The sequence below is a fragment of the Lentzea sp. NPDC006480 genome (assembly GCF_040611995.1).
GTDB lineage: Bacteria > Actinomycetota > Actinomycetes > Mycobacteriales > Pseudonocardiaceae > Lentzea.
This window is the reverse complement of the sequence record NZ_JBEXPJ010000061.1, coordinates 1-25,779: the sequence shown is the minus strand read 5'-3', so window position 1 is coordinate 25,779 and position 25,779 is coordinate 1. Positions and strand designations below refer to the sequence as shown.

Below are 25,779 nucleotides of genomic sequence, written 5' to 3'. Positions count from 1 at the left end.
ACGACGCATGCAGAGGACCGTGGTGCTCGGCCTGCTCGCCGATCCCGGACTGGCCACCGACATCGTGCAGGACGTCGCAGGGGATCTGCCGCGCCGGTTGTCCCGTGACGTGGACGGTGACGTCGAGTGGCGGGTTGTGCCCGTGTGCGACCAGTTCGCGGCCGATGAGCACGGCACGGTCCGGCACGTGGTGCAGGCGGTGCGGGACCAGGTCGTCGAGGAGCGCTGCGATCTGTGGGTGTGCCTGACAGATCTGCCGCGCCGCGCGGGCACCGACCCGGTGGTGGCCGACGCGAGTGCTGACGACGGCCTGGCCGTGGCGTCCCTTCCCGCACTCGGCGGCTGGGGTCTGCGCAGGAAGACCGTGGACGTGGTCAGCGCGGTGGTGGGTGAGCTGACCGACCACGAGGTCCCGGTACCGCGGCTCGCCCGGCGGATCGACTCGCCCACCGACGACATCGGCGTGCGGTTCGTGGCCTCCCGTCCGGGTGGGAAGCTGCGCCTGATCGCGGGCATGATCAAGGCGAACCGCCCGTGGCGGCTCGCGATGGGCATGTCCAGCGTGCTCGTCGCCGCGTTCGGCACCGGCGCGTACGCGTTGATCAGCTCGACCATCTGGCAGCTCGGCGCGTCCGCGTCACCCGCCAGGCTGGTGGCGGCGATGCTGGTGTCCATCACCGCGATGGTGATCTGGCTGATCGCCAGCCACGAACTGTGGGAACAGCCGTCCGGCGAGGTCGAACGGGAACGGGCGCGGTTGTACAACCTGACCACGGTGATCACGATCGGCCTGGGGATCTTGACCCTCTACCTGGCCCTGTTCGTCCTCGTGCTCGCGGCGGGATGGCTCGTGCTCGACCCCGGCGTGCTGGCACGGCAGATCGAGCATCCTCCCGCCCTGCCGGACTATCTCGGGATCGCGTGGCTCGCGGCGTCGATCGGGACCGTGGCCGGTGCGCTGGGGTCGCGGCTCGAGAGCGACGAGGCAGTGCGCCGGGCCGCCTATGGTTACCGCCAGCAGCAGAGGCGCAAGAAACTCAAGGCGTGACACAGCAGGCCCATGGCGTACCGGGATTTGCGCCCGGCGGAACGAAGCGTCGCACCCGCGCGGTACGCGATCGTCCACGCACGGCAAAATGTGCTGGAGGTGAGCGTGGTGGTTCCCGTCGCCGCTGCGAAGGTGATCAGGGTCCACGTGCGCCGGGTGGGATCGAGGCTGTGCCTGATCTCCGCGACCACGGCGGTGCGGCGGTCGCTCGCGTTGCTGGACGTGATGCGCGTGTGACTCAGGGACGCCAGTTCGCTGTTGGCACATCCAACGTGTAGCCGTTTCCGTTGGTGGTGGGGACAGTCCGTTTGGACAGTTGCCGCACGCCCTCGCCGGCACGTCCGGCGACCGAGCGGTACAGCGACTCGTAGCGCGACGCCATCAGGTCCACGTCGAACCGGTTCCGCGCGTCCGAACGGCAGCGCAGCGGGCTCAGCGAGTCCACCCGGAGCAGGCCCGAGATCAGCTCCGCGGGGGTGTCGCACACGAACCCGGTCTCTCCGTGCACTATCACCTCCGGTACGGAACCCCGGCGCAACGCCACGACCGGTGTGCCGCAGGCCAGCGCCTCCGCCATCACGATGCCGAACGGCTCCGCCCACCGGATCGGGAAGAGCAGGCATCGCGCGGCCGCGAGCAGGGAGAGCTTGCGCGCCCGGTCCACCTCGCCGAGCCACTCGACTCCGTTGCCCAGCATGGGTTCCACCGCTTCCCGGAAGTACGCCAGCTCGGCGGGTTCCCGGCACTTCGCCGCGATCAGCAGTCGCAGACCGGCCGCTCGTGCGGCCATGATCGCGGCCGGGATGCCCTTTTCGGGGGTCGCGCGGCCGAGGAACAGCACGAAGTCCTCTTTCCGCGAGCAGTACGGGAAGTCCGCGACCCGCACGGCGTTGTGGACCGTGCCGGCCCAGTGCAACGACGGTGCGGCGACGCGCTGCGCGTCCGACAGCGCCACGAGGTGCACGCTGTCGCCCAGGTCCCGGTAGTAGCGCCCCATCTCGCCGGTCACCGGTCCGTGCGCGGTGACCACGGTCGGCACTTCGCGGCCGCGAGCCAGCAGAGGGCCTGCCAGCGAGTGGTCGTGCACAACGTCGACGTCGAGGCGGTCGAGCACGTCCGGCAGCGCGGCGGCGTGCACCACCTCGGGCAGGGCCTGCCCCATGCGTTCCGGTTGCGCCGCAGGGGAAACGGCGACGAACTGGGCGCGCGTCCTGCTGTGGCCGACGCCGATCAGGGTGACCCGCACGCCACGTCTTGTCAGCTGGTCGGTCAGATCGGCGCACATGGACTCGATGCCGCCGTACGCGGTGGGCGGAAGCTCGAACCACGGGGGCGCCACCATCGCGACTTTCAGTTGCTCCATTCCGGACGGATCCCCGCCGCACGCTCAGTTCAATCCGATGAGACGTCGTGGACGACCGAAATTCCTTCAGGCAGCCCGGAAACCCTGACTTCCGGGTCGACCTCCACAGTGACCCGGGCACCCGCGAGCGGCACGTTGTCGATCGCGAGTGGCAGGAACTCCTCGGGCAACGCGGGTGCGAGCCGGATCTCGCCCTCCGGCACGCACGGCTCGAGCCGCAGCAACACGCGGAGCAGGTGCACCGGCGAGGCGGAGGCCCACGCCTGCGGAGAGCACGACGTCGGGTACGGCACCGGGCGGGCGTAGGAGGCGCGGTCGAACCCGCACAGCAGCTCGGGCAACCGGCCGCCGAACGCGTCCGCCGCGTCGAACACCGCTCTGGCGACGCGTTGTGCGTGCTCGATGAACCCGTAGCGCATCAGACCGGCCGCGACGATGGTCGAGTCGTGCGGCCAGACGGATCCGTTGTGGTAGCTCATGGGGTTGTAGGCGCCCATGTCGGAGGCGAGCGTGCGCACACCCCAGCCGGTGAACATCTGGGGCGACAGCAGCGATTCCGCGACGTGCGGCGCCTTGTCGTCGTCGACGATGCCGGTCCACAGGCAGTGCCCGGCGTTGGACGTCACCGCGTCGACCGGCCGCTTCTCGTGGTCCAGCGCCAAGGCGTAGCGGTTCAGCGACGGCATCCAGAAGGCGTCGTTGAACCGCTTCTTCAACTCCGCCGCCCGCTCCAGCCAGTACCGGGGATCCGCGCCGGTCGCCCGCGCCAGACCGGCCCGTGCGCGGAACGCCGCGTAGACGTAACCCTGCACCTCGCACAGTGCGATCGGGCTCCGGGCGATCGTGCCGTCCGCGAAGTTGACTCCGTCCCAGGAGTCCTTCCAGCCCTGGTTCACCAGCCCGCGCTCGGTGGCCCGGTGGTACTCGACGAACCCGTCGCCGTCGCGGTCGCCGTAGCGATCGACCCACTCGAGCGCGCGGTCGGCGTGGGGCAGCAGCGCCTCGACCTGCTCGCGCCCGATGCCCCACCGGCTGAGCTCTCCGAGCAGCACCACGAACAACGGTGTGGCGTCGGCGGTTCCGTAGTAGATGTTCCGGCCGCCGAGCGCGAGCGACACGTCCGCACCGAACCTCATCTCGTGCGGGATCCGGCCGGGTTCCTCCTCGCTGTTCGGCTCGACCACCCGTCCCTGGTGGCGGGCCAGGGTCTGCACGGTGCCAAGCGCGGGTGACGGATCGATGGCGAGCGCCATGAGCGACGACAGAATCGAGTCACGCCCGAACAACGTCATGAACCACGGCGCTCCCGCCGCGATCACCGCGTCCTCCGGCCGGTCCGGGTCGAAGATCCGCAGCGCGCCCAGGTCCTCGCGGCTCTGCCGCAGCGTGCGCATCAGCGCGGGGTCGCCGAACACCCGCAGCACCGGTCCCAGCTCGTGCCATCGCCGCGCGCGCAGCACCGGCGCCGACTGCTCGACCGGGTGCTCCAGCGGGAACAACGGGGGAGCGGGCTCACCGTCCACCACCGGCCGCGCGACGATGCGGGTCGACCACTCGCCGCGCGCGGGCACGAGCGCGTGGAACGTCAACCGGTCGAGCGCGTACTCGGCGTGCTCACCGCTCACCCACAGGCCACGGCTGCCGCGACTGAGCCACAGCCCATCGCCGCGCACCTCCGCGGCGTGCCGGTCGTCGAGGCGCACGCGGTCCTCCTTGACCTCGAAGAGATCCGCGAAGTCCGCCTGGACGTGCACGGCCAGCGTCACCGGCACGTCGGCCGGGCCGTAGTTGCGCAGGACCACGTCCTCGCGCATGCCCGCGCCGACGTACCGGGTGCGTTCCACCAGCAGCGAGCTCTCGCCGCGCTGCCCGAGATGTGCGCGGCCGAGGAAAGTCGTGCGGAACGGCTCACCGGGCACCACGGTGATCGGCTCGATCGACGCGTCGTTGATCCGCACGCGCCAGCCGGACACGATGCGGGTGTCCATGAAGAAGGTGCCCTGCGGCCCCTCGGCGTGGATGTCACCGTCGTGCCCGCAGACGCAGAACGACGTGCCGTTGACGAGGGTCACCGTCCCGCCGGCGAGTCCCGACGACGTCACCGGCGGCTGTCCTTCGAACGCCCAGCCCTCGGTCATGCCGTCCTGGCGGAGGTGGTCGCGGGCATCTGCCCTCCAGTGTCTGCGTCGGACTCGTTCAGGAACCGGTGTTCTGCGGCTCGATCACGCGCGCCTCCTCGCTGCCGCCCGCGATCTCGACGCGCCGCGGCTTGCTCTCCTCCGACACCGGGATGCGCAGAGTGAGCACGCCCCGGTCGAAGCTCGCGTTGAGCCCGTTCATGTCGAGGTTGTCGCCCAGGAAGAACTGGCGGCTGAACTCGCCCTGCGGCCGTTCGTTGATGATCACCTCGTCGTTCTCGCCGTACAGCGGACGCCGGGTCGCGCGGATGGTGACGACGTTGCGCTCGACGGTCACGTCCGCGGCGCTGGGATCGACACCGGGCAGGTCGACGTGCACGCACACCTCGTCACCCCGGCGGTAGGCCTCGATCGGCATCGTGGAGCGCGTCCGCGTCCCGCCGAACGTCTGGTCGGTGACCCGGTCGAGCTCGCGGAACGGTCGAACCGCATGAGCGTCATTGTCCGTCTCCTCTCGTGGTTGCCTCCACCAGAAGGCTGGCAAACCTGCTCGCGTGCCCGCGTACTCCTGCTGGGTCGAACTTCCCGGCCCGAGTTGGTGCTCGCGAGTCAGGACGCGAGATGGCCCCGCACCGCGATCTGGGCGGTGCGGGGCCATCGGGTTGGAGAAGTCCGGGCGGTTCGCGGATCGCTGCGCCCCTGCGCTCCGGTGGCGTCAGGCGGACTGGCCACCACGGGATCGGTTCGACTGTGCGAACGGTCGACCGGACGTACTCCTCGGGGTCTGTCGCCACGACGGAGGAGAGCGTTGCCGCGCCGGCAGGCTCACCGGGACGCGGTCCTGCCCGTGCGAGCGGAAGGTGTTCAGGTACGGCGTCGACGGAAGCGGCGGGCGTGGCACCGAGGGCAGCGGAGGCTCTCCCCAGTTCGCTTCGATGATCGCGTCGAACTCGGCGCGCGTCAGCTCCTCGTCCTCGCACACCAGCGCGAAGAACTCCTCGTCCAGTGTCTGCGCGACCATGACCACTCCTGGTCAGGCGTTGATCTGCGGCACGTCCTGCCCGGTGATGGCGATCCTGCGCGGCTTGGCCTTCTCCAGCACCGGGATGCGCAGGGTCAGCACACCTGCGTCGTACGCGGCCTGGATGTGTTCGGTGTCGAGGGAGTCGCCGAGGAACAGCTGGCGGGAGAACACGCCCAGCGGTCGCTCCGCGACCTGCATCTCGACGTTGTCGCCGGTCCTGGCCGGGCGCCGCTCCGCCTTCACGGTCAGCACGTTGCGCTCGACGTCCAGCTCGATCGCCTCCGCGGACACACCCGGCAGGTCGAACGCCACGACGAACTCGTCGCCCGCGCGGTAGGCGTCCATCGGCATCGCCGCAGGCCGTGACCACGTGCCCGATCCGTTGAACACCTGCTGTGCCAAGCGGTCCAGCTCCCGGAACGGGTCGGTGCGCATCAACATCGGTACCTCCTCGATGTCTCGACTGCTGTCAACGCGCACCTCCGTTGTAGCATGTCGTCGGAACGATGACAAGTCAGAGTGTCGTCTAAAAGATGACTAACGGCCCATGGTGCTCGCGATCTTCGCGGGCTCGCGGCCGTTGACGGTCCCCGACCTGGGGCACGGTCGTGGTGGGCCGCTGCGATCACGTCCTCGCTGCCCGTCCAGAAATGTCCAGACGTATCCAGGATCGCCGGGCCGGGACCCCGCGAACCGCTCAACTGTGCCCACGGCCGATCAGGGGAAGACATACCGCGTCGGCCTCAGGGCACAAGTGAGAGGGGAAACATGAAGCTCTTCGTAGGGGCGCTGGCCGGGCTGGCGGCGATGGTCTCGCTGACGCCGGTCGCGACGGCGGCGGTCACCAAGCCGGACGCCGTCGCCCAGGAGATGATCAAGGGATCGCCGTCGGACACGCAGTTGCGCAACGCCGACGACGCCAAGCTCGCCGGCCTCGCGGCCCGCTGCGGGAACCTCGACGGCGCGATCTACTGCCTGCACGTCGGCTGGGAGGATGCCCCGCTGTCGAAGGAGGAGCTGGCCGCTCGAGTGCAGAACACCGCTCCCGAGCCCGGTGACGAGCCCGGTGAGGCCCCGTTCGCTACCCAGTTGCGGCAGTGGGCGGCTCAGCCCCAGGAAGACCGGATCTTCGCCGAGCAGGCCGAGATGAAGGAGGCGCTGGCCCAGCTCGGCAAGGTGAAGTACTTCCAGTACACGGCCAACGACGAGCCGTTGCCCGCGGACTTCTTCCAGAAGTACCCCGAGGTCGCGGAGTGGGCGAACACGGACCCGGCCGCAGCCGTCACCCCGACCACCTCGAGCACGATCAGCGCTTCCCGGACGATGAAGCAGCCCAACGGGTACTACTGCGGGCCCACGACCATGGCGATCATGGCGTGGAACGACCCCACCGGCGACAAGGGCCACACGCCGTCGGTGTGGGCGGGCCGGTTGGGCACCACCAGGTCCGGCACCAGCATCGGCGCCATGGTGCGGGTCACCAACTCGTACCTCACCTGGGACAACAGGGTCGGCGCGTACGTGACGCTGGGCATCGCGGGCTACACCACCGCGAAGTTCAGGGCCCTGTTCGTCAAGCACACGGGAGTCAAGAAGGCGCCGATCATCCTGCACCCGCGGTGGACGGCGAACCTCAACCCGTTCGGCCGCACCACCGCCGGCCACTTCGACGTCGGCGCGGGATACGACTTCCGCACGGGCCACGACACGATCCTGATCGCCGAGCCCGCGTGGCCCGGCACGCCGAACATGTTCTCCACCAGCACGGCGAACGTGTTGCAGGCGCAGAAGAACAACAGCAACTTCAAGAACATCGGCGTCTGACCATGCGATCGATCACGACGCTGATCGCGGGTGTCGTGGCGGCCGGCGCACTCGGGCTCTCCGGGTGCGCCGGTCCGGCATCCGCACCACAGCCTCCGCCCGCGACCGCGCAGGCCCACGGCTGGCAGTTCTTCGCCGACGACATCCCCGCGGACCGCCGCGGCACGTTCGAGACCGTCGGCCGCGAGTACGGACTGTCCTCGGACCCGCAGGCGCCCCAGAACGATCCCGACTCCCGGGCGTTGGTCGTGCGGCGCGCCACGGGCCAGGTGGTGGCGCGTTTCCAGCCGGAATCGCCGCAACGGCAGGCATATCGCGCGGTGTTCACGGACCGGTACGCGATGATCCTCGACGGCTCCTACGCCAAGGCGGAGGCTCCCGATCCGGTGAAGGACCAGAGCGTGCTGTGGCGCGTCGGCCTCGCGGACGGTCAGCGGACCCGGTTCCAGCCGGCGACCGTGGCGTCGTTGTCCTTGTCCGAGCAGATGACCGAGCACGTGACCGAGACGGGAACAGCGGTCGTGCTGCCCGCGGTCGGCCACGACAACCGCAGCTGCCTGGTCTCCGTGGACGTGGCCACGTTGCGGGACACGCTCCTGCACTGCGCGCCGGCCGGCGCGACGATCCTGCGCGTCGACAGCGCGGGCGGCGGGCTCTCCTGGTTGCAGGCGAGCGGTTCCGGTTACGCCGACTGCAAGTCGCGGTGGTGGCGCGACCCGTCCGGTGAGGTCACGCAGCTCGCACCCGAGGCCGGGTGCGGGATCTGGGACGGCGTGCGCCTCGGCGGGTGGACGTTCACCGCCGCGCTGGACGCACAGGGCGAGCACGAGTACGACTTCTCCCACGCCATCGCGCGCACCGAATCGTCCACTGTGGACTTCGGGCGGGTGCTCACGAGCACCGTGGTCGCGTGCGGCGACCACGTGTACTGGCTCGCCGCGGACGACCGGACCCAGCAGGAGTGGCAGGAGGTCCGCCGGTGGAAGCCCGGCGACGAACGGTACGAGACGGTGCTGCGCACCGAGGGCGACGCCGGCCGCAGACCTCCGGCGTGCACCCAGGGTGTGCTGACGATCTCCAACACCAGGCAGATCGCCGAGCCCTTCTACGTGCGGACGCGTTTTCTGGACCGCCCTTAGCAGACCTTCAGGTTGGAGGTCTCGTACTTGACGCCCTTCCACTTGATCCACCCGCTGGCGGTGACGCACGTGCCGGTGGGCTGAACGACGGCCACCGGGCCCGCGTAACCGCCGATGGAGTTGTGGTGAGCGGGTCCCTGGGTCTGGCGCCCCGCCCGTCCGGTGATCTCCACGTAGAGCTCCGCAGCGGCGCCCGTCGCCTCGCCGACGCGGTAGAAGCACGCGCTGGCGGTGCGGGCGGTCCTGTTGACGGCGACTACCAGCCGTCCGACGGGTCTGGTCCTGGGCACGCTCTCCTCGGTGAGCGTGCCGACCGAGCACGAACCTGTGACCGCTTGTGCCGCCGGTGTCGTGACCACGGCCGTCGTGATGGTGAGTGCCGCCGACAGCAGGATGGGAAGAACGCGCATGACTGCCCTCTCGTTGTGCTATCCGGGTTGCTGGTCTGGGGCGGGCACGCCGAGCCGGTCGTACATCGCCAGCGCGGCCCGCAGGTGGACACCGGCCTCTGCGGACAGTCCGGCCGCCCGCAGCGCGCGGCTGAGCCCGTGCGACGCCCTGGCCAGCTCCAGCCGGTCGTCGTGCTCCGCGGCGACGGCGAGCGCCGACTCGTGCGCCACGCGCGCGTCGTCGGCGCGCCCGGCGTCCAGCAGTGTCTCGCCGAGGTTGTTGAGCACCTCGGCGCGCAGGCCGGGCAACCCGATCTCGCCGGCGATCACCAGTGCCTGCTCGTGGCGTTGCACGGAGTCGTCGAGGTGACCCAGCCGATGCAGGTCCGCGCCGAGCCCGGCGAGCGCGAACGCCTCACCCTCGCGGCTGCCGAGATCGCGGTAGAGGGCCAGTGCCCGCTCGTGGTGGTCCAGCGCGCCGGCACCCTCGTCCAGCCGCCGCAGCGCGTTGCCGAGGTTGTTCAACGCGTGTGCCTCGCCGAGACGGTCGGCCATCTCGCGGTAGAGCCGCAACGCCTGGCGGTGCTGTTCGGCTGCCAGGTCGTGGTCGCCGCGCGACTCCTGGGCGATGCCGAGGTTGAGCAACGTCGTCGCCTCGCCGTGCCGATCGCCTGCCGTGCGCCGCAGGTCGAGCGCCCGGCGGTGACCGGAGATCGCCTCGTCGAACCGGCCCATCGCCTCGAGCACGACCCCGATCGTCGTCAGGACCGACGCCGTGCCCGCGTCGTCGCCGAGTTCGCCGCGGATCTTCAGCGACCGCTCGAAGTGCTCGATCGCGTCTTCGTACCTGCCCTGGTGTTCGGCCACGATGCCCAAGTGCCGCAACGAGCTCGCTTCGGCGGCCAGATCGTCGGCGGCGCGGGCGGAGGTCAGCGCGCAGGTGTGCACGGCGATCGCCTCCGTCCACCGGGCGGTCGTGTCGAGGTGCCGCCACAGCGTGCCCGCGAGGTCCGCGACGTGCTCGGCGAATCCCTGTGCGGCGGCGAACTCGATCGCGGTGGCCAGGTTGTCGATCTCGATGTCGAGCCAGCCACGGGCGTCCCGCGCACACGTCATGGACGGCAGAGCGGCGGCGGCGACGGGCACGACGGGACGACGGGCACGCTCGGACGGGTACACCTGGTCCATCGCGGCGGCCGCGGCGAAGCGGTAGTAGTCGAGCAGCCCGGTCAGCGCGGTGCGCCGATCGTGCTCCGGTTCGGCCGCGGCGAGTTCGGCGGCGTAGGCGCGCAGCAGGTCGTGCATCCGGTACCGGTCGGCGTCGAACGGCTCCACGAGGTGGGTGCGCACCAGTTCGGCGAGAGATCGACCGGCGCAGGCGAGATCGACGCCCGTGACCGCCGCGGCGGTGTGCAGGTCGAAGTGCCGCCCCGGCTGGCAGCCGAGCAGGCGGAAGAACCGTGCGGCACCCGGCGACAGGTTCCGGTAGGACCACGAGAACACCGCGCGCACCGCGGTCTGGTCGTCGCCGCCCGCGTCGAGCACGTCGAGGCGGCCGAGTTCGTCGGAGAGCTCGTCGACGAGGACCGCCAGCGGCCGGTCCGGCCGGCTGTGTGCCCGATCAGCGGCGATGCGCAACGCGAGCGGCAGGCGGGCGCAGCGTTCGATCAGCGCGTGCGCCGCGGCCGGGTCGTCGTCGACGCGCGCGCCGATCAGGGAGCGCAACAAGGCGAGCGCGTCGGAGGCCGGCAGCAGGCCGAGGTCGATGCGCCGGGCCCCGTCCCTCGCGACCAGCCCGGTCAGCGCGTCCCTGCTGGTGACCACGACGAAACAGCTCGGTGACCCCGGCAGCAGGTCGCGGACCTGCTCAGGGCTGTTCACGTTGTCCAGCACGACGAGCACCCTGCGGTCCGCGAGAAGCGTCCGGTACTGGTTCACCTGTTCGCCGAGCGTCGGCCGGATGTCCGCGCCGGGCACGCCGAGATCCCGCAACGCGATCGCCACGGCGGCGGCCGGCGGTACCGGGGCGGTCGGGTCGTAGCCACGCAGGTTCAGGTAGAGCTGCCCGTCCGGGAACCGGCCGGCCACCCGGTGCGCCCACCGCAACGCGAGCGCGGTCTTGCCGACCCCGGCGGTGCCCGAGATCGCGGCCACGGCCGGCCCCGCCCCGTCCAGCAGCTGGTCCAGCGCGGCGAGCGAGTCCGCGCGCCCGGTGAACCCGGAGACGTCCGGCGGCAGCTGCCGCGGCGCGAGCGGAGGCGGCCGGCCCGCGGGCGTGCGGGGCCGGGCAGCCACCCGATACCAGGCTTCGCTCCACCAGGCCTGCTCGTCGGGGGATGCGTCCAGCGCGATGACGATCCGGTCGAGCACGTCGATGGGCGGCACGGTGACCCCGCTGATGTGGGCGTGCACCGTGGAGCGGGGCATGCCGACCCGCGCCGCCAGCTCGTCGATGCTGACCCGAGCCTTGCGCGACCCCCGCGCCGCCCGCGCCCGCAGCAGGTCCAGCTCGCGCACCAGGTCGGCCAGCGTCTCGACCGAGCCCGGATCCGGTCCGCCCTGCACCGCCCGCACACCAGCCACGTGCTACCCCCGACGCCCCAGCCCCAGCCCCCGGACGTCGCCAGGGTAGCCACGGAGCATCCCGCCGTCCGGCGAATGCCGATTTCCCGGTCCGCACGGCCGCACCCCAACACGGCAGCGGCGCACGCACCCCCGGACACGGTGCACTCGTGTTCAGCGAACGTGTCCGACGCTCGGGCTGACCACTACGTCCACGTGCTCTACCAGCGGTTTTCTGTCAAGGGGAGGTGCTGGACCAGTCGCCCTCGACGGGGACCTTGAAAGCACCACGGCCACCGGCTGACACAATGGACGGATGGCTCTGGGTTACCTCCTCGCTGTGCTGGCGACCCTGGCGTCAGGCAGTGGTTCGATCCTGGAGTCCATAGGTGTCCGGCGTGCGGGCGCGTACGGCGGAAGGTCTCTCGATCTGATCGCTCTCCGGCGTCAGTGGCTGTACTTCCTCGGACTCGGCGTGGATCTGCTGGGATTCGCCTGCGCGGCTGCCGCGTTGCATCGGCTGCCGTTGTTCCTCGTCCAGTCGATGCTGGCGTTCAGCGTCGGCGTGACCGCCACGATCAGCGCCTTCCTGGGCGCCCACCTCCGTGCTTCGGGATGGGCCGCGCTGGGTGTCGGCGCGGCCGGTCTGGTCCTGCTGGGCGTGTCCGCGGAGCCAGGCCCGGCACAGACCCTGCCACCGCAGTGGCGCTGGATCCTCGTGGGTGTCGCGATTCCGGTGGCGGCGATCGCGATCTACGCCAGGCGCCACCACCACGTCTGGGCGACGGTGGCACTGGCGTTCGGCTCCGGTGTCGCCTACAGCGTCGTCGGCATCTCGGCCCGAACACTCGATCTCCCGGACGCCGCCTGGCGACTCGTCCTGGAACCGGCGGCCTGGTCCATCGTCCTCAACGGTGTGATCGCGGCGGCGCTGTTCGCGATGGCGCTGCAGAAGGGCGGTCCGACCGGGGTCACCGCGGTCATGTTCACCACCAACACGGCGCTTTCGTCGTTCGTCGGACTGATCTACCTCGACGACCGCGTCCGCGACGGATACGTGACCGCCGCGACCATCGGGTTCGTCCTGGCGATCGCCGGAGCGATCGCGGTCGCCCACTACGCGGCCGGCACCCGGCAGAAGGAGCCCGCGGCGACGCCGGTCGGCACGCGGGCGTGAGGCGTGTCGGTTCACACTGGTGAACAGGACGCGGAACGGCGGATCGTCAAGTAATCGCAAGGTGGCAGGAATCCCACCAAGCCTCCGTCATCGGGTTGGGTACGTCTTCTCCGCCGCTGCCCAGCGTACGAGCCGGAAGGTATCCAATGATCCACGCGATTGTCGCCGCGGCCATGGCGATGTCCACCGTCGTCCTCCCACAGGCCGACGTCCCGCCGCCCGGCGCGGTCACCGTCGACACGATCAACGGAAGTGGCTGTCCCCGAGGCACGACCTCGGTGTCGGTGTCACCGGACAACTCCGCGTTCCACGTCGTCTTCAGCAGCTATGCCGCCAAGGTCGGCCCCGGTGCGTCACCGACGGACTTCCGGAAGAACTGCCAGCTGAGCATCAGAGTGAACGCGCCGGAGGGCTGGGTCTACGGCATCTCCAAGGTCGACTACGCCGGCTACCTCCACCTCGAACGCGGTGCCACCAGCACCCTGAGGTCCAGCTACTACTTCCAGGGCATGACGGACACGGGTTACCGCAGCCACAACTGGCAGGGCCCGGTGGATGACGAATGGCAGGCCACGGACGTGGGCTCGCCGATCATCTACCCGCCGTGCGGGGTGAACAGGAATCTGAACATCAACACCGAGCTGCGGGTGAACGCGGGCTCGTCGGATCCGAAGAAGACGAGCTTCATGGCGATGGACTCGCTCGACGGCCACGCCAAGACGGACTACCACTTCTCCTGGAAGCGTTGCCCGTAACCGAAAAGCCTGGTCGCAGGCCCGGGACCGTCGTGGCTCCGGGCCTGACGACTGATCGCGACGAGCGAGCCGCCGGCGATGGGCAAGTCTGCCGCCAGTGATCACCACGATCGCGAAAGGCGTCCAGCCGTTGAGCGGTGTCAACTGACCGGCTGAAAGCCTTGCGCAGGAACGGTTCCACGAGAGCTTGCGCCAGGACGTTCTGCTGGGTTCCTACTGCGAACCGGGCCTGGTCCACATCGGTCACGCAGGTACCGGCTTCACTGACAAAGCACTGACCGGCATGCGCCGACGTTTGACCGCGCTACGGCATTCCACCTGCCCGTCCGGCAACACGCCTCGATCCGGCGCTGCTACCCACTGGTGTCGGTGGTCAAACGTGGCACGCGGCACGGTCACAAGATTGCTCGCGGCCCGGACCTGCGGTGATCGTCGGTTATCGTTGCTCGCGTGCCTACTCACACCAATCCGGAGCGTCTGGCGGCGGTCCGTCGCTACCACATTTTGGACGCACCCGCTGACGGTAGTTTCGACAGCGTCGCCCAGGTGGCCGCGCTGGTCTTCGGCACACCGATCGCGACCGTGACGATCGTGGACGTCGACCGCGTGTGGTTCGCGGCCTGCCACGGTCTGTCGGGCGTGACCCAGATCGGCACCGAGCCCGGCCTGTGCGCCTCGGCCGTGTTGCAGGACGAGGCGTACGTGGTGAACGACGGTGCGGTCGACCCCCGCACCCTGGACCACCCGCTGGTGCGCGGCGAGCTGGGCCTGCGCTTCTACGCCGCCGCGCCGATCATCACCGCTGACGGGCACCGGCTGGGCACGGTCAACGTGATCGACCGCGAACCCCGCGAGGTCACCGACGCCCAGGTCGCGACGCTCACCGCGCTTGCCGGGATCGTCGCCGACCAGCTGGAGTTGCGCCTGGCCGCCATCCAGGCGGTGCGTGCCGAACGCGGCCTGGACGAGGCTTCCGGAGCGCACGCCACCGCGTCGGCGAAGCTGGCGGGCCAGCTGCGCCACCTCGCGGCCGACCACCTCGACGGCGAGCACCCCCAGACGTGCCAGCTCGGCCTGTCGAGCCCCTGCGGCAACCCCGTCGAGGTCAAGATCGCCGATCCGTGGGGTGACTCCGCCTGGGCCTGCATCCGGCACGCCGAAGACGTCATCATCAACGAGCGGTCGACGTTCATCGCCGACCAGAAGCTCAACGGACTGGAGCGCTACCTGCGACCCGCGACGCGCCGCACTGCTCAACCGGCGCGCACGCCCTGATGCACTGACCTGTCGCACCAGCAGCCCGTACCTCGTGGCTGTCACGCGGCCTTGGCCGGGTAATGGGTCCAGGCGCGGACGAACGAGCCGATGGCGGCGTTGTGTTCGGCGTCGGACCGGTGGCTGACGGCGATCTCCGCCGACACCTCCCGGCGCACGGCGCGGCAGAAGGTCATCGCCAACCGGCTCGCGGACCTGAGTGACGGTGCTGTCTGTCGGCACGCAACGGATCCAGGAGGAGCTGACCTGTCCGCCCGGCGGCCGGTGCGGCGCGGCCTGCCCGGTGGCCGCCAACCACGCGCTCCACCAGCGGTTCTCGGTGAACCTCGATGCCTGAACAGTGCCGAGGCACGCGCGGCCCCTGACCGGCCGGACGTTTCACCGCCCCGGCCTCGGGTACCGCACCGGTATGGCCATGTCCTCCTCCGCCGGTTCGGCCGAGCACTTCGGGATCGCACTGCACTGCCGCGCCGACGGGATCGAGGTCACCCTGCGCGCCAGGACGATGGTGCTGGACCTGACCGGGGGGTGCCGCCTCGAGCGCGGTCCGAACACGTTGCGGCTGACCGGGTTGAAGCTGGTGGCCGAGTTGCCGGACGCGGGTGGGGAGCAGGACGGCGGCACCGTGGCGCTGGAGCAGGTGAGTGACGTCAACGCACGCCCGCAGGGTGGCGGCCGGTTGGCGTACGACCTGTCGGTGCCGCTGTCGGCGACGGTCACCCAGCCGGACGGCGTGATCCGGTTGCAGGCCAGTGCGCCCGCGCGCTGGCGGGTGACCACCGCGGCGTTCCCGCCTCAGGGGGAGTTCGAGCTGGCGGGCGACACCATTGACTTCGTGCTGCCGGAGAGCCCCGAGTCGGCGACTCTTGTCGTTCGGGGCCTCACCTTGCGCATGTCGGAGGGCTGAGCCGGGTCACCGCACCGGGTGGCGCAGAGGTGCTCCCGCGTCGTGCAGGTGACGCAACACCTGGGCGTAGGAGCGGACCATGGTGGTTTTGCTGTAAGGGATTCCGTGCCGGAGGCAGAAGTCCTCGACGACGGGCTGCGCGCGGCGCAGGTTGGGCCGGGGCATGTGCGGGTAGAGGTGGTGCTCGATCTGGTGGTTCAGGCCGCCGAGCAGGGCGTCGACCCACTGGCCTCCGGTGACGTTGCGCGAGGTCAGCACCTGCTTGTGGAGGTGGTCCAGGCGCCGGCCCTCCGCGATGATCGGCATGCCCTTGTGGTTGGGCGCGAACGAGCATCCGAGGTAGACGCCCATCAGGCCCTGGTGCACGACGATGAACATGACGGCCTTGAGCGGTGAGAGCACGAGGAACGCCGCTGCCAGGTAGGCCGCCAGAGGCACGATCTGGAGCGCGGCTTCCCGCCACGGGTTGCGCAGTTCGTTGCGGCACAACGCGACGAGGCCGGAGATGCGCAGCACGGCCGCCTCCGCGAGCAGCAGCGGGAAGAACAGGAACGCCTGGTGCTTGGTGATCCAGGCGTACAGGCCGTGTTTGCCGGATGCTTGGGCGCGGCTGAACGCGAGGGCGTGGATCTCGATGTCGGGATCGTGGCCCTCGTGGTTGGGGTTGGCGTGGTGGCGGTTGTGCTTGGCCACCCACCACTGGTAGCTGATCCCGGTGAGGCTGCCGTGCAGGTGCCCGACGACGTTGTTGTTGCGGTGGCTGCGGAAGATCTGCCGGTGCCCCGCGTCGTGCCCGATGAACGCCAGCTGCGTCGAGGCGAAGGCCAGGACCACCGCGGTGAGCAGCTGCCACCAGGAGTCGCCCAGCAGTGCGTACGTCACCGCGATGGCGCCGAGCAGCACTCCGTTGATCGTCATTCGCAGCAGGTAGTAGCCGCGGCGGCGGTCCAGCAGGCCGGCGGCCTTGAGCTCCAGCGTCAGCCGGGAGAAGTCACTGCCACGAGGACGGCCGGCCGTCTCCGGCAGCGCGTCGTGCGTTGAGGTCATGGAGCTGCTCCGGGTTTCTGTTGTTCGGCTTCGGTGTCGAGGCCGGGTTCGTCCGGCCCGGACTCCTCCGGCTCACTGGTGTGCACGTCGGCGGGTGCCACGTGTTCGTCCGCCTCGCTGCGCAGGGAACGGATCGCGGAGTTGAGCACTGCCAGCAGTGGTACCGCGAGCAACGCGCCGGCGATGCCCGCGACGAGCAGTCCGGACGCGATGGCCAGCACGACCGCGAGCGGATGCAGCTTCACCGCGCGTCCCAGCAGGAACGGTTGCAGGACATGGCTTTCCAGCTGGTTCACCGCGATGACGATGATCAGGAGGATCGCGGCGGTCACCGGGCCGTTCGCGACGAGCGCGATGAGCACGGCCACACCGCCGGCCACCACGGCACCGAAGATCGGGACGAACGCGCCGATGAACACCAGCGCTGCCAGCGGAACCGCCAGCGGCACGCGCAGGACGGCCAGCCCGATGCCGATGCCGAGCGCGTCCACCACGGCGACCGCTCCGGTCGCGCGGACGTAGGCGACCAGCGCGGCGAGGCTGCGCCTGCCGGCGACGTCGACCCGCCTGCGAGGCCCGTCGGGGACGACGCGGATGAGGAACTGCCAGATGCCCGGCCCGTCGTAGAGGAAGAACGCGAGCGCGAACAGCACCAGCAACATCTCGACCAGGGTCTCGCCGACCGTCGCGGCCGTCGTGATCGCGCCCGACGTGATGCCGGACTGGTTGTCCTGCAAGGTTTTCACGATTCGCGCGGCGAAGTCGCTCAGCTGCGTCTCGCTGAGTTGCAACGGGCCGTGGACGAGCCAGCCGGAGACCGCGTCGATGCTGCGGGCCAGTTGTGCCGCGAGGTCCGGGACGCCGTTGACGAAGGTCATCACGACGAACGTGAGCATCCCGCCCAGCACCACCAGGCCGCCGACGAGCACCACCACGGTGGCGAGACCGCGGGGAAACCGGTGTGCCATCAGGAAACCGACGGCAGGGGCGAGCAAAGCCGCCAGCAGCAACGCGATCGCGAGCGGCACGACGAGCGCCGCCAGCCTGCTGAAGATCACGCCGATCACGTAGAGCGAGGCCACCACGACGAGAAAGCGCCACCCCAGCGCGGCACTCACGCGCAGCACGGAAGGCACTGTGGTCCGCGTGGGCGACGTGTCCCCGCGGTCGGTGGTCACGACGGCTGTACCTCCGGTGTCGGTCTCCGACGCCGGGGTCCGGGGTCATCGGTGAAGAGCGGTGCGTGCCTGCACGCCTCTGCACGGAATTCCCCGCCGTGCAGAACACAAACCCTTCCGTCGTGTGACGAGTTCGAAGGTTGAGGACGGCCTGCGGGGGCATCCGTTGGTGGACGTCACACCTGACATTCGGGTGGAGGGAAGGAACACATGGGCACCGACGACAAGTTCGACGCCAAGGCCGATCAGGTCAAGGGCAAGGTCAAGGAAGGCTTCGGCGACGCCACCGGCGACCGGAGCGTGGAGAACGAGGGCAAGGTGGACCAGGCGAAGGGTCACCTCAAGGAGTCGGTCGAGAAGGTCAAGGACGCCTTCAAGAAGGACTGACTTCTGCTCTCTGCGGGAGCGCGCATCCTCCGGTGCGCGCTCCCGCCGGCGTTCAGCCGGGGCTGGAGGCGAACAGCCCGGCCAGCAGGAGGACCACGCTCACCACGGCGCCGAACAGTTCGACCGGCACGAGCCGTTTCCGCGCCCACCGCGCGAACCCCATGTTCACCACGGCGTGCGACGCCGCGGTCGCCAGCACCCACCACGGTCCCGCGGTCAGCAGTAGGGTCGCGCCGAGGTGGAACGAGATCGACGTGATGCCCCTGACGGCGCGGTGAGCGGGATGAGTGCTGAGGAAACCGCCCTGAGCCTTCAGTTGTTCGGCGGCCTGCCGCCCGATGGGCCAGCCGAACCTCGTGAGGTCGGTGGCCGAGATGAACACGAGCTGCGCCAGCGCCCAGCCGAATCCGGCCCAGAGCGCGGACGGGAAGCCGCTGACGGCGACCACGACCAGCGCGAGCCGGACCACCTCGTCGGTGATTCCCGACGACACCGCGAGAATCGTGTCGCGCCGCCTGGCCGCGTGCAGCCTGCCCGCCGAGCCCAGCACCGGCAGATGCGCCGCGAGTGCGACCAGCCAGCCCAGGACTCCCAGCAGGGCCGTACCCGCCTGGGAGACGCCGAGCAGCACTGCGAACGTCACCCCGAGCAGCACGAGCACGCCCGCCACCGCGATGGCGCCTGCCCAGACTCTCCCCGTGAGCCGAGCCGAGTCCGTGTCTGGCCGTTGGACTTCCGCTGATTCGTCGATGGTTCGACGCTACTCCTCCGCGTGACCGTTCGGGGCCCGCGCGGTGATCGTCCACTGTGGATCGTGAGGCGAGCTGGGCCGACGCAGGGGCGGCAGAGCTTCCGCGTCCGCCTCCGGCGGGTGTAGCGTTACCGGTGAATGCCCTGGACCCAGGCGTGGCGCACTGCCGACGAGGGAAGGTTCCATGGCACTTGTCGATGTCACCACGACCGTCGGCCCCTGGCCCGCTCAACTGAGCCGGTGCGACCTCGAACTTCTGACCGTCACCGCACGGACGACCCGGTCCGGAGCGGTCCTGGTCGCCGTGCGAGGTGACGTGGACATGACCACCTGCGCGTTGCTGCGCGAGCGGCTCGTCGAGCAGCTGCGGTCCACCCATCACCTGGTCGTCGATCTCGGCGAGGTGAAGGTGCTCTGCGCCGCCGGCCTCACCGCACTGGTCGTCGTCAGGGAGATGGCGCTGCTGACGGGCACCGGCCTGTGCGTGGTCGCGAACACCCGCCGGGTGTGCCGACCCCTGATGATCACGGGCCTGGACGACGTCTTCGACCTCCACGCCGACGTCGCCGAAGCGCTGTCGTGCTCGTCCCCACGCCGGTCGCGAGGAATGTCCGGAGCGCCGCGATCTCTCGCAAGGGAGAAGCAGCCGCAGGACCGGGCGATTTCCCCCAGCTTGGCGTTGTAAGGGCCGATATCACACTCTTCGGATCATTTCGTGCCGCCGGCTCGGCGCATCGCGGCAACCGTCGGAAATCCGGCGTCGAGAGTTCTCGACGACCTGACGAAGTCCTGCTAGCAGCGCGGACAGTGGAATCACGGCTCCGGGAAACATCGGGATCCCAATTCGTCCAACGCGCTGAAAAGGGTGTACTGTTAATTCTGTCGAGAACATCTCGTATGTGAGCGTTCAAGCTCGCGTCGTACTCGGCTAAACCTGAACCGGCCTTTTTTCTGGCCGGAGACGGGAGTCCCGGCATGATGTCGGCTCCGCACCAGTCCATCGCCTCACCGGCCGTCACGGCCACCGAGCAGCCTCGGCATCCGCTGCGATTGCGGCTGCGGCCGAAGGCGCTCACCACGGGGTACGTCGACGGTGCCTGGTGGCCGCGTTCCCGGGACCTCGCCGCCGAACTGCCCGCGCTGCTCGCGGTGCTGGCAGTTCGGCTGGGCGTCGTACCGCGGGTGAGCTACAACCTGCAGGAGTGGGACACCGCGCCACGCAAGATCGCGGCTGAGGGCGTCCGCGTCCGGCTCGACGGGTTCTGGTCCAGGCCGGCGCACACGCTGGACGTCATCGCGGGGGACCGGCGCCGCCTCACCCTGCTGCTCGTCCAGCCGGACACCGACCCGTCGGCCGCCCACCGCACGATGATGCGCGCTTCCGAGCGCGACAACACCGACACCGTCGAGGAACTGCTTCGCGCGGATACCCGGGATTCCGCACAATCCACTGTGGACGCGTGGGAGGACGAGGGCGGCCGCATTCCCCGGCAGAAACTGAGAGAAGAAGCCCTATGACCACATCGACCTACACGTCCGCCTACGAGCGCAGGCTCAAGATGGTGGAGGACGTGCTGTCCGGCGGCACGAAGCTCGGCGACAAGGCGGCGAGGGTCCTCGCCGTGCAGGTGTTGCAAGTGCTCGACCACATCCCGGAGCGGGTGCGTTGACCTCGCACCACCACGGCGAGGTACGTCCGGCGCGGAGCACTCGACTGCTTCGCGCCGGTTGTGCGTTCACTTACGTGCGGGTGAGCTCCGAGCATCTTGCCGTCGAACCGAAACCCGGTACGGCACTGCATCGACCTGTACGGCAACGGAGGTGCGCGACAGCGACGAGGACGCACAGGAGCGGTGAGCTTGCGGGCTTCACGACGTGGCGGCCTTCAACGCCGTCATGTCGATCGCGCCGGCGATGACGTCCTCCGCCACGCCGCTCAGATGCAGGTGGTGACTTCTCGAGTACTGCCGCAGGACGTGGAAGGCCTCACTCACGCTGATCCGCAGGCGCTCGGCCAGCACGCCCTTCGCCTGTTCGATGAGCACCCTGCTCTGCAACGCGTTCTGCAACTGCCCGGCGAGCAGCTCCTGGTGGCTGATGAGCTGGGCCTGGAGCAGGCCGATGGTGGCGACGTCCGCCATGGCGCGCGCCACCGTGAGTCGAGTCTCGCTGAGCGCGCTTTCGTTGACGGTGAACAGGTTCAGCGCGCCGACGGTCTGCTCGCGCAGCCGCATCGGGAGGGCGTGCACCGCGCCGAACCCGGCGGTCACCGCCATGGAGGAGAACTCCGGCCATCGTTGCGGCGGCTCGGTGAACCCGGTGACCGTCACCGGCTCGCTGGTGAGGTAGCACTCCATGCAGGGACCCCGCCGGTCCTGGAGCTCGAAGAGCTCGCGCACCCTGGCACGGTCGCTGGAGACCCCGACCACCTGCAGCTCACCGCGGTGGTCCGCCAGCAGGATCCCGGCGGCGTCCACCCCCAGGGTGGTGACGGAGCGGTTGGCCAGGAGATGCATGAAGTCGATCGGGTCGAAGTCGGCGACCAGGGTGTCGGCCAGCTCGACGAACGTCTCCGCCAGGTTCTCCACGGACATGACTGTCACCTCTGTTGTTCGGTCGCCGGACCCAGGCGCAGGCGCCCTGTGACGATGTCGCGCGCGACCTCGACCACCGGCTTGTCGCGGACGAACGCGTGCGCGCGCAGTCGCACCAGTGCTTCGTCCATGCCCACCCCGATCTGGACGGAGGCCATCCCGGTGGCCTGATGCACCTCGGCTCGGCTGAGCGGCATTCCGTCGAGTGCGGGAACCTCGGCGTCGAGATGAACGCGAGTCAGTTCGTCCAGCACCAACGCCATGACGATGTCGGTGACGACATGTCCGTCAGCCACCTGCTCCGGCGTCAACGGCCCAGGACTCGTTCTGTGCAACACGAGCGCTCCCAGCCGGATGGCGCCGCTGCGCAACGGGAACGCGAACATCGCCCGCGCCCCGGTGGCGTCGGCGGACGGTGTGAACAGCGGCCACCGCTGGTTGTTCTCCCAGGAGTCCAGCACACCCGCCAGGACGGGAACGCCGGAGCGCAGGCAGTCCTCGCACGGCCCTTGGCCGAGGGTGAACCGCATGTTCTCGAGGAGGGTGCCGATCTCGTTCGTGGAGTACCGCGACTCAGCCCGGCCCGTGCCGTTCATCAGGGTCAGCTGAGCGCCGGTCACCCCGATCAGCGTCACGCACGCCTCGCACGCCGCTTCGCTGGACGGCGCGACGCCGCGGAAGGCGGCCTCGTCGGAGAGATGGCTCAGCACCCTGGCCAGCCGGTCACCGTTCATGGCGCTGCGGCGTCGATCTGCTCGGCGAGGTCGACCGCACCGGTGTGGGTGCCGTGCCGGCGTGCTTGCGCGGCGAGCGGGCGGAAGCGGTCGCGCATGCGGGCCGAGCCGACGCCGCCGGCGGACTCCAGGGCTCGCAGCCCGGCGCCGACGCCGATCTCGACGTCTCCTTCGATCAGGTGGTCGGTGGCCAGCAGCACCAGGCTGAGAATTCGGCTGCGAATCATGTCCTCGCCGTATCCGTTGACCGCGGCCAGGAGCAGCGGCACGGCCGTGCGCGCGTGATGTCTTCCCGCGGTGTCGGCCAACGCGGTGTGCACGGCCCCCGCCATGGCCGACAGATCGGCCTCGGTGAAGAACTTCGCCCAGCCGGCCACGTCGGTGCGGTCGGCGGCGCTGAACTGCTCCTGCCCGCGGTCGAGCAACGTGAGCGCACCGTGTTCCGCGCCCTTCTTCGCGCACGCCCAGGCCGAGTTGACGGTCAGGATGCTGGCCGCGAGATGGTCGTCGGTCCTGGCCACCGCCAGCCGCCCGAGGTCGAAGTACCGCAACGCCTCGTCGAAGTGCCCGTGGTGCAGGTACACCCGTCCGAGCCGGTAGCACACGTTGGCGATCAGCCCGTCGTCACGGGCGATCCCAGCCAGCGCGAGTGCGTGCGAGAAGTGGTTGTGCGCGTTGGTGACCAGCCCGGCGTCGAAGCACACCCAGCCCGCCAGGTTCCGCAGGTCGGCCACAGCGACGTACAACCGCCGCCGCACCTCCTGCGACGCGGGTGCGTCGATCAACGGGAGGCTCTCGCGGATCCGCAGCCGCACCTGGTCGAGACAGGACTCGCCGCCGTGGCGGTAGTCCATCTCGCGCAGTGTCCGGGTTTCCTGCTCCAGTCGCGTGACGTCGGACAGGTCGATCATTGCGGGCAACACTCCAGACCAGGGGTGGTGAAGTGGCACCGCCGGGGGCCGGGGCGGTCGAGATGTCACCTGACCGGGCCAGGCACGTGATCGATCCTAGAGCGATGCCTGCTCGGGGTCCGCCGCCGTTCGGTCGGTTCCGGACGGCTTGAGCTTGCGCGCCAGCCGTTCCGGCCTCGGCCAGCGGACGGCCGTCGCCCAGCCGAAGATCTCGAACACCCGGATCAGCCGTGCGGAGATGTCGATCTGACCGCGCCGGACGCCGTGCCGGGCGCAGGTCGGGTCGGCGTGGTGGGAGTTGTGCCAGGACTCGCCCATCGACAGGATCGCGAGCGGCCAGAAGTTCGCGGACTTGTCGCGTGCCTCGAACGGCCGGTCGCCGATCATGTGGCAGATGGAGTTGACCGACCACGTGATGTGGTGCAGCACGGCCACCCGCACCAGACTCGCCCAGAAGAACGCGGTGAGCGCACCCCACCAGCTCCACGTGATCAGCCCGCCTGCCAGGGCGGGCGCGAGGAGCGTGACGGCGGTCAGCGCGGGGAACCAGCGGTTGACGCGCTGGATGTCGGGATCGGCGAGCAGGTCGGGCGCGAACCGCGCGGCGTTGGTCAGCTCGCGGCGGAACATCCAGCCCAGGTGGGCGTGCCAGAAACCCTTGGCCAGTGCGACGGCGGACGTGCCGAACAACCAGGGGGAGTGCGGATCGCCCTCGCGGTCGGCGAAGGCGTGGTGCCGGCGGTGGTCGGCGACCCAGCCGATGATCGGTCCCTGCATCGCCATGCTGCCGGTCACCGCGAGTGCGACCCGCAGTGCCCGGTTGGCCTTGAACGCGCCGTGCGTGAAGTAGCGGTGGAAACCGATCGTCACGCCGAGACACGTGAGGGTGTAGAAGAAGACGGCGAGACCGATGTCGGTCCAGCCGAGGCCCCAGCCCCACGCGAGCGGCACCGCGGCGGCCACCGCCAGCGCCGGAACCACCGTGAAGAGCTTGATGAGGAATCTTTCGAAGGGAGTGTTCTCACCCGCGAGCATCGGCTGTGGTGCGGCCTGCACGCGGGGAACTGTCGTGGTCACGTCGCGAACCTCCGGGACGGCGTTCTCGTCTGCGTCGCCGAGGTCCAGGGCGATTCTCAAGTGAGTCAGTAGCGGGCTACCCGCTGTGCGGCGGTGACGAAACCCGGGGCCGGCAACGTCACGGCGCCATGGCGGCGATCAGGTCGCTCACCGACGTCGTCGCCAGGCCGATGGTCGCGTCGCTCGCCCCGTACGGGATCACCAGGGTGTCGTCGTGCAGCAGGCCACCGCACGAGTAGACGACGTTGGGCACGTACCCGTCCCGTTCGGTGGCGCTGGGCACCAACAGCGGTTCTGCCAGTGTCGCCAGCACTTTCGCGGGCTCGTCGAGGTCGAGCAGCATCGCGCCCATCGAGTAGAGCCGCATCGGGCCGACACCGTGGGTCAGCACGAGCCAGCCCTCGGGGGTCTCGATCGGCGAGCCGCAGTTGCCGACCTGGACGAGGTCCCAGTCCCTGCCCGGCATCGCCACGGGCTGTGGTTCCCTCCACGTCCTGATGTCGTCGGAGAAGGACACGGCGCTGCTCTCGCCGTCGCCACGGGACAACGCCGCGAACTTCCCGCCGATCCGCCGGGGGAACAGCGCCATGCCCTTGTTGCGTGCCGCGGCACCGGTCGTCTGCGTGATCCGGAACGTGCGGAAGTCGTTGGTCTGCAACAGCTGCGGTGCGACGTCTGTGCCGTCGTACGCCGTGTAGGTGCCGTAGTAGGTCTGCGAGCCGTCGTCGTCGGTGAAGCGCACGAACCGGGCGTCTTCCATGCCGTGGCGTTCAGACGGGCCCGAAGGCCACAGCACCCGCCCGCTCACCACCGAGTCCTCCGGGAACTCGGTGGTGTAGTTGCAGGCGGCGATCCACCTGATCAGTTCGACGGTCCGGTGCGCGGCCTGCCGCGCGACCAGCTTCGGGTGCAGGCCCGCCAGCAGCTCGTCCAGCTCGGCACCGGTGAACCGCGCGGGCAGCCACCGGTTGAGCACGGCGGAGACCTCGTCGTCGTGGCCGCGTTCGGTGAGCGTGCCCAGGAAGAGGCTCTTCTCGTAGTCCCCGTCCCTGTGCTGGCCCGTGCTGATGACGCTCGGCTGCGGGTCCACGGTGAGAACACCACCGGCCCCGGCCACCCCGGTGCGGAAACCGATCGAGGACAGGTGTCCCTCGCCGATGCCGCGGACGCTCAGCACGAACCGCAGCTGTCCCGGTGTCAGCCCGCTCTGGTCGGGGTGGGCGACCATGGAGGGGTTGCACAGCGCGGCGCCCTCGACGGCGTACTCGTGGGTGAAGTACGCGCCGATCAGCAACCGCCGCGACTCGGACAGCTCGATGTCCGGGGACAACCGGTGGCTGACGCTCGCGAAGTTGTCCGCGAACGTCACGCGGACGTCCCGGTGCCGGCCCGCGAACAGGCGGACGGTGCGGTCGAGAGCGGCGCGCACGGTGTCCTCGTCCAGCGCCATCACCCGCCGGATGACGGCGGCGGACCGCGACTCGTGCTCGGGAACTTCC

29 protein-coding genes and 1 pseudogene are annotated in these 25,779 nt (G+C 69.8%); 14 read left to right on the top strand and 16 right to left on the bottom strand.

Annotation, left to right across the window (positions count from 1 at the left end; genetic code table 11):
• The first annotated feature begins 7 nt into the window (after positions 1–7).
• Entirely contained in the window at positions 8–1,048 is a 1,041-nt protein-coding gene (locus ABZX92_RS23640) for a hypothetical protein (RefSeq protein ID WP_355563139.1), read from the top strand.
• A gap of 12 nt (positions 1,049–1,060) precedes the next feature.
• Positions 1,061–1,285 (top strand): hypothetical protein, encoded by a 225-nt coding sequence (locus tag ABZX92_RS23635; RefSeq protein WP_355563136.1) that lies wholly within the window; start codon positions 1,061–1,063, stop codon positions 1,283–1,285.
• 1 nt (position 1,286) lies between these two features.
• Here ABZX92_RS23635 and ABZX92_RS23630 read toward each other — a convergent pair whose 3' ends face one another.
• From ABZX92_RS23630 to ABZX92_RS23610, 5 genes are all read right to left on the bottom strand, one after another.
• Positions 1,287–2,411: a glycosyltransferase family 4 protein gene (locus ABZX92_RS23630; RefSeq protein ID WP_355563134.1), complete on the bottom strand. Its 1,125-nt coding sequence runs from the start codon at positions 2,409–2,411 to the stop codon at positions 1,287–1,289.
• 29 nt (positions 2,412–2,440) lie between these two features.
• Complete coding sequence (locus ABZX92_RS23625; RefSeq protein WP_355563131.1) at positions 2,441–4,549, bottom strand: glycogen debranching N-terminal domain-containing protein; 2,109 nt, start codon at positions 4,547–4,549, stop codon at positions 2,441–2,443.
• Positions 4,550–4,607: 58 nt separating this feature from the next.
• On the bottom strand, positions 4,608–5,093 hold the full coding sequence (locus tag ABZX92_RS23620; RefSeq protein ID WP_355563129.1) for an Hsp20/alpha crystallin family protein: 486 nt from the start codon (positions 5,091–5,093) through the stop codon (positions 4,608–4,610).
• 171 nt (positions 5,094–5,264) lie between these two features.
• A complete protein-coding gene (locus tag ABZX92_RS23615) occupies positions 5,265–5,570 on the bottom strand; it encodes a hypothetical protein (protein ID WP_355563127.1) in 306 nt (101 codons plus the stop codon).
• 12 nt (positions 5,571–5,582) lie between these two features.
• Complete coding sequence (locus ABZX92_RS23610) at positions 5,583–6,014, bottom strand: Hsp20/alpha crystallin family protein (RefSeq protein WP_355563124.1); 432 nt, start codon at positions 6,012–6,014, stop codon at positions 5,583–5,585.
• Between the two features lie 327 nt (positions 6,015–6,341).
• On the opposite strand from ABZX92_RS23610, the gene ABZX92_RS23605 reads away from it, so the two are divergent.
• Together ABZX92_RS23605 and ABZX92_RS23600 are read left to right on the top strand one after the other, a co-directional pair.
• Positions 6,342–7,397: a hypothetical protein gene (locus ABZX92_RS23605; RefSeq protein ID WP_355563122.1), complete on the top strand. Its 1,056-nt coding sequence runs from the start codon at positions 6,342–6,344 to the stop codon at positions 7,395–7,397.
• Between the two features lie 2 nt (positions 7,398–7,399).
• Positions 7,400–8,536: a hypothetical protein gene (locus ABZX92_RS23600; RefSeq protein WP_355563119.1), complete on the top strand. Its 1,137-nt coding sequence runs from the start codon at positions 7,400–7,402 to the stop codon at positions 8,534–8,536.
• Here ABZX92_RS23600 and ABZX92_RS23595 read toward each other — a convergent pair.
• Positions 8,533–8,946, bottom strand: a complete 414-nt coding sequence (locus ABZX92_RS23595) for a hypothetical protein (protein WP_355563116.1) — start codon at positions 8,944–8,946, stop codon at positions 8,533–8,535. The genes ABZX92_RS23600 and ABZX92_RS23595 overlap by 4 nt on opposite strands.
• A gap of 18 nt (positions 8,947–8,964) precedes the next feature.
• Entirely contained in the window at positions 8,965–11,508 is a 2,544-nt protein-coding gene (locus ABZX92_RS23590) for a tetratricopeptide repeat protein (protein WP_355563113.1), read from the bottom strand.
• A 295-nt stretch (positions 11,509–11,803) separates the two neighbouring features.
• Here ABZX92_RS23590 and ABZX92_RS23585 point away from each other — a divergent pair, with 295 nt between their 5' ends.
• The 4 genes and pseudogenes from ABZX92_RS23585 to ABZX92_RS23570 all read left to right on the top strand — a co-directional run bounded on the left by ABZX92_RS23585 (position 11,804) and on the right by ABZX92_RS23570 (position 14,694).
• Complete coding sequence (locus ABZX92_RS23585; RefSeq protein ID WP_355563111.1) at positions 11,804–12,664, top strand: hypothetical protein; 861 nt, start codon at positions 11,804–11,806, stop codon at positions 12,662–12,664.
• Positions 12,665–12,810: 146 nt separating this feature from the next.
• Entirely contained in the window at positions 12,811–13,419 is a 609-nt protein-coding gene (locus ABZX92_RS23580) for a DUF4360 domain-containing protein (protein WP_355563108.1), read from the top strand.
• A 187-nt stretch (positions 13,420–13,606) separates the two neighbouring features.
• Positions 13,607–13,792 (top strand): annotated as a pseudogene (locus ABZX92_RS23575) (hypothetical protein); the annotation flags it as partial.
• A 77-nt stretch (positions 13,793–13,869) separates the two neighbouring features.
• The gene (locus ABZX92_RS23570; protein WP_355563105.1) at positions 13,870–14,694 is read left to right on the top strand and encodes a GAF domain-containing protein; all 825 of its coding nucleotides are present in this window, start codon (positions 13,870–13,872) and stop codon (positions 14,692–14,694) included.
• A 41-nt stretch (positions 14,695–14,735) separates the two neighbouring features.
• Here the strand turns inward: ABZX92_RS23570 and ABZX92_RS23565 are convergent, their stop codons facing one another.
• Entirely contained in the window at positions 14,736–14,870 is a 135-nt protein-coding gene (locus ABZX92_RS23565; RefSeq protein ID WP_355563102.1) for a hypothetical protein, read from the bottom strand.
• A 23-nt stretch (positions 14,871–14,893) separates the two neighbouring features.
• On the opposite strand from ABZX92_RS23565, the gene ABZX92_RS23560 reads away from it, so the two are divergent.
• Together ABZX92_RS23560 and ABZX92_RS23555 are read left to right on the top strand one after the other, a co-directional pair.
• Positions 14,894–15,031, top strand: a complete 138-nt coding sequence (locus ABZX92_RS23560; RefSeq protein WP_355563099.1) for a hypothetical protein — start codon at positions 14,894–14,896, stop codon at positions 15,029–15,031.
• Positions 15,032–15,103: 72 nt separating this feature from the next.
• On the top strand, positions 15,104–15,601 hold the full coding sequence (locus ABZX92_RS23555) for a hypothetical protein (protein WP_355563097.1): 498 nt from the start codon (positions 15,104–15,106) through the stop codon (positions 15,599–15,601).
• A 6-nt stretch (positions 15,602–15,607) separates the two neighbouring features.
• On the opposite strand, the gene ABZX92_RS23550 is transcribed toward ABZX92_RS23555, so the two are convergent.
• Together ABZX92_RS23550 and ABZX92_RS23545 are read right to left on the bottom strand one after the other, a co-directional pair.
• Positions 15,608–16,648 carry an acyl-CoA desaturase gene (locus tag ABZX92_RS23550; RefSeq protein WP_355563094.1) on the bottom strand — a complete coding sequence of 347 codons (1,041 nt, stop codon included), beginning with the start codon at positions 16,646–16,648 and terminating at the stop codon, positions 15,608–15,610.
• Positions 16,645–17,826: an AI-2E family transporter gene (locus ABZX92_RS23545; RefSeq protein ID WP_355563092.1), complete on the bottom strand. Its 1,182-nt coding sequence runs from the start codon at positions 17,824–17,826 to the stop codon at positions 16,645–16,647. Before ABZX92_RS23545 ends, ABZX92_RS23550 begins: the two co-directional genes overlap by 4 nt.
• 210 nt (positions 17,827–18,036) lie before the next feature.
• On the opposite strand from ABZX92_RS23545, the gene ABZX92_RS23540 reads away from it, so the two are divergent.
• Positions 18,037–18,213: a CsbD family protein gene (locus tag ABZX92_RS23540; RefSeq protein ID WP_355563089.1), complete on the top strand. Its 177-nt coding sequence runs from the start codon at positions 18,037–18,039 to the stop codon at positions 18,211–18,213.
• A gap of 52 nt (positions 18,214–18,265) precedes the next feature.
• Here the strand turns inward: ABZX92_RS23540 and ABZX92_RS23535 are convergent, their stop codons facing one another.
• Positions 18,266–18,874: a hypothetical protein gene (locus tag ABZX92_RS23535; RefSeq protein ID WP_355563086.1), complete on the bottom strand. Its 609-nt coding sequence runs from the start codon at positions 18,872–18,874 to the stop codon at positions 18,266–18,268.
• 274 nt (positions 18,875–19,148) lie between these two features.
• On the opposite strand from ABZX92_RS23535, the gene ABZX92_RS23530 reads away from it, so the two are divergent.
• The 3 genes from ABZX92_RS23530 (at position 19,149) to ABZX92_RS23520 (ending at position 20,634) form a co-directional block, all read left to right on the top strand.
• Positions 19,149–19,649, top strand: a complete 501-nt coding sequence (locus ABZX92_RS23530; protein ID WP_355563084.1) for an STAS domain-containing protein — start codon at positions 19,149–19,151, stop codon at positions 19,647–19,649.
• A gap of 290 nt (positions 19,650–19,939) precedes the next feature.
• On the top strand, positions 19,940–20,482 hold the full coding sequence (locus ABZX92_RS23525; protein ID WP_355563083.1) for a DUF5994 family protein: 543 nt from the start codon (positions 19,940–19,942) through the stop codon (positions 20,480–20,482).
• On the top strand, positions 20,479–20,634 hold the full coding sequence (locus tag ABZX92_RS23520; protein ID WP_355563080.1) for a DUF6307 family protein: 156 nt from the start codon (positions 20,479–20,481) through the stop codon (positions 20,632–20,634). The genes ABZX92_RS23525 and ABZX92_RS23520 overlap by 4 nt, the downstream gene beginning before the upstream one ends.
• A 198-nt stretch (positions 20,635–20,832) precedes the next feature.
• Here ABZX92_RS23520 and ABZX92_RS23515 read toward each other — a convergent pair whose 3' ends face one another.
• The 5 genes from ABZX92_RS23515 to ABZX92_RS23495 form a co-directional block, all read right to left on the bottom strand.
• Positions 20,833–21,558, bottom strand: coding sequence for a GAF and ANTAR domain-containing protein (locus ABZX92_RS23515; protein ID WP_355563078.1), 726 nt, complete (start codon positions 21,556–21,558; stop codon positions 20,833–20,835).
• 5 nt (positions 21,559–21,563) lie between these two features.
• Positions 21,564–22,292: a GAF and ANTAR domain-containing protein gene (locus ABZX92_RS23510; protein WP_355563075.1), complete on the bottom strand. Its 729-nt coding sequence runs from the start codon at positions 22,290–22,292 to the stop codon at positions 21,564–21,566.
• The gene (locus ABZX92_RS23505; RefSeq protein WP_355563073.1) at positions 22,289–23,203 is read right to left on the bottom strand and encodes a hypothetical protein; all 915 of its coding nucleotides are present in this window, start codon (positions 23,201–23,203) and stop codon (positions 22,289–22,291) included. Before ABZX92_RS23505 ends, ABZX92_RS23510 begins: the two co-directional genes overlap by 4 nt.
• Before the next feature lie 96 nt (positions 23,204–23,299).
• Entirely contained in the window at positions 23,300–24,238 is a 939-nt protein-coding gene (locus ABZX92_RS23500; protein ID WP_355563201.1) for an acyl-CoA desaturase, read from the bottom strand.
• 160 nt (positions 24,239–24,398) lie between these two features.
• Positions 24,399–25,779 (bottom strand): glycoside hydrolase family 130 protein (locus ABZX92_RS23495; protein ID WP_355563070.1); only part of this gene is annotated, 1,381 nt, incomplete at its 5' end.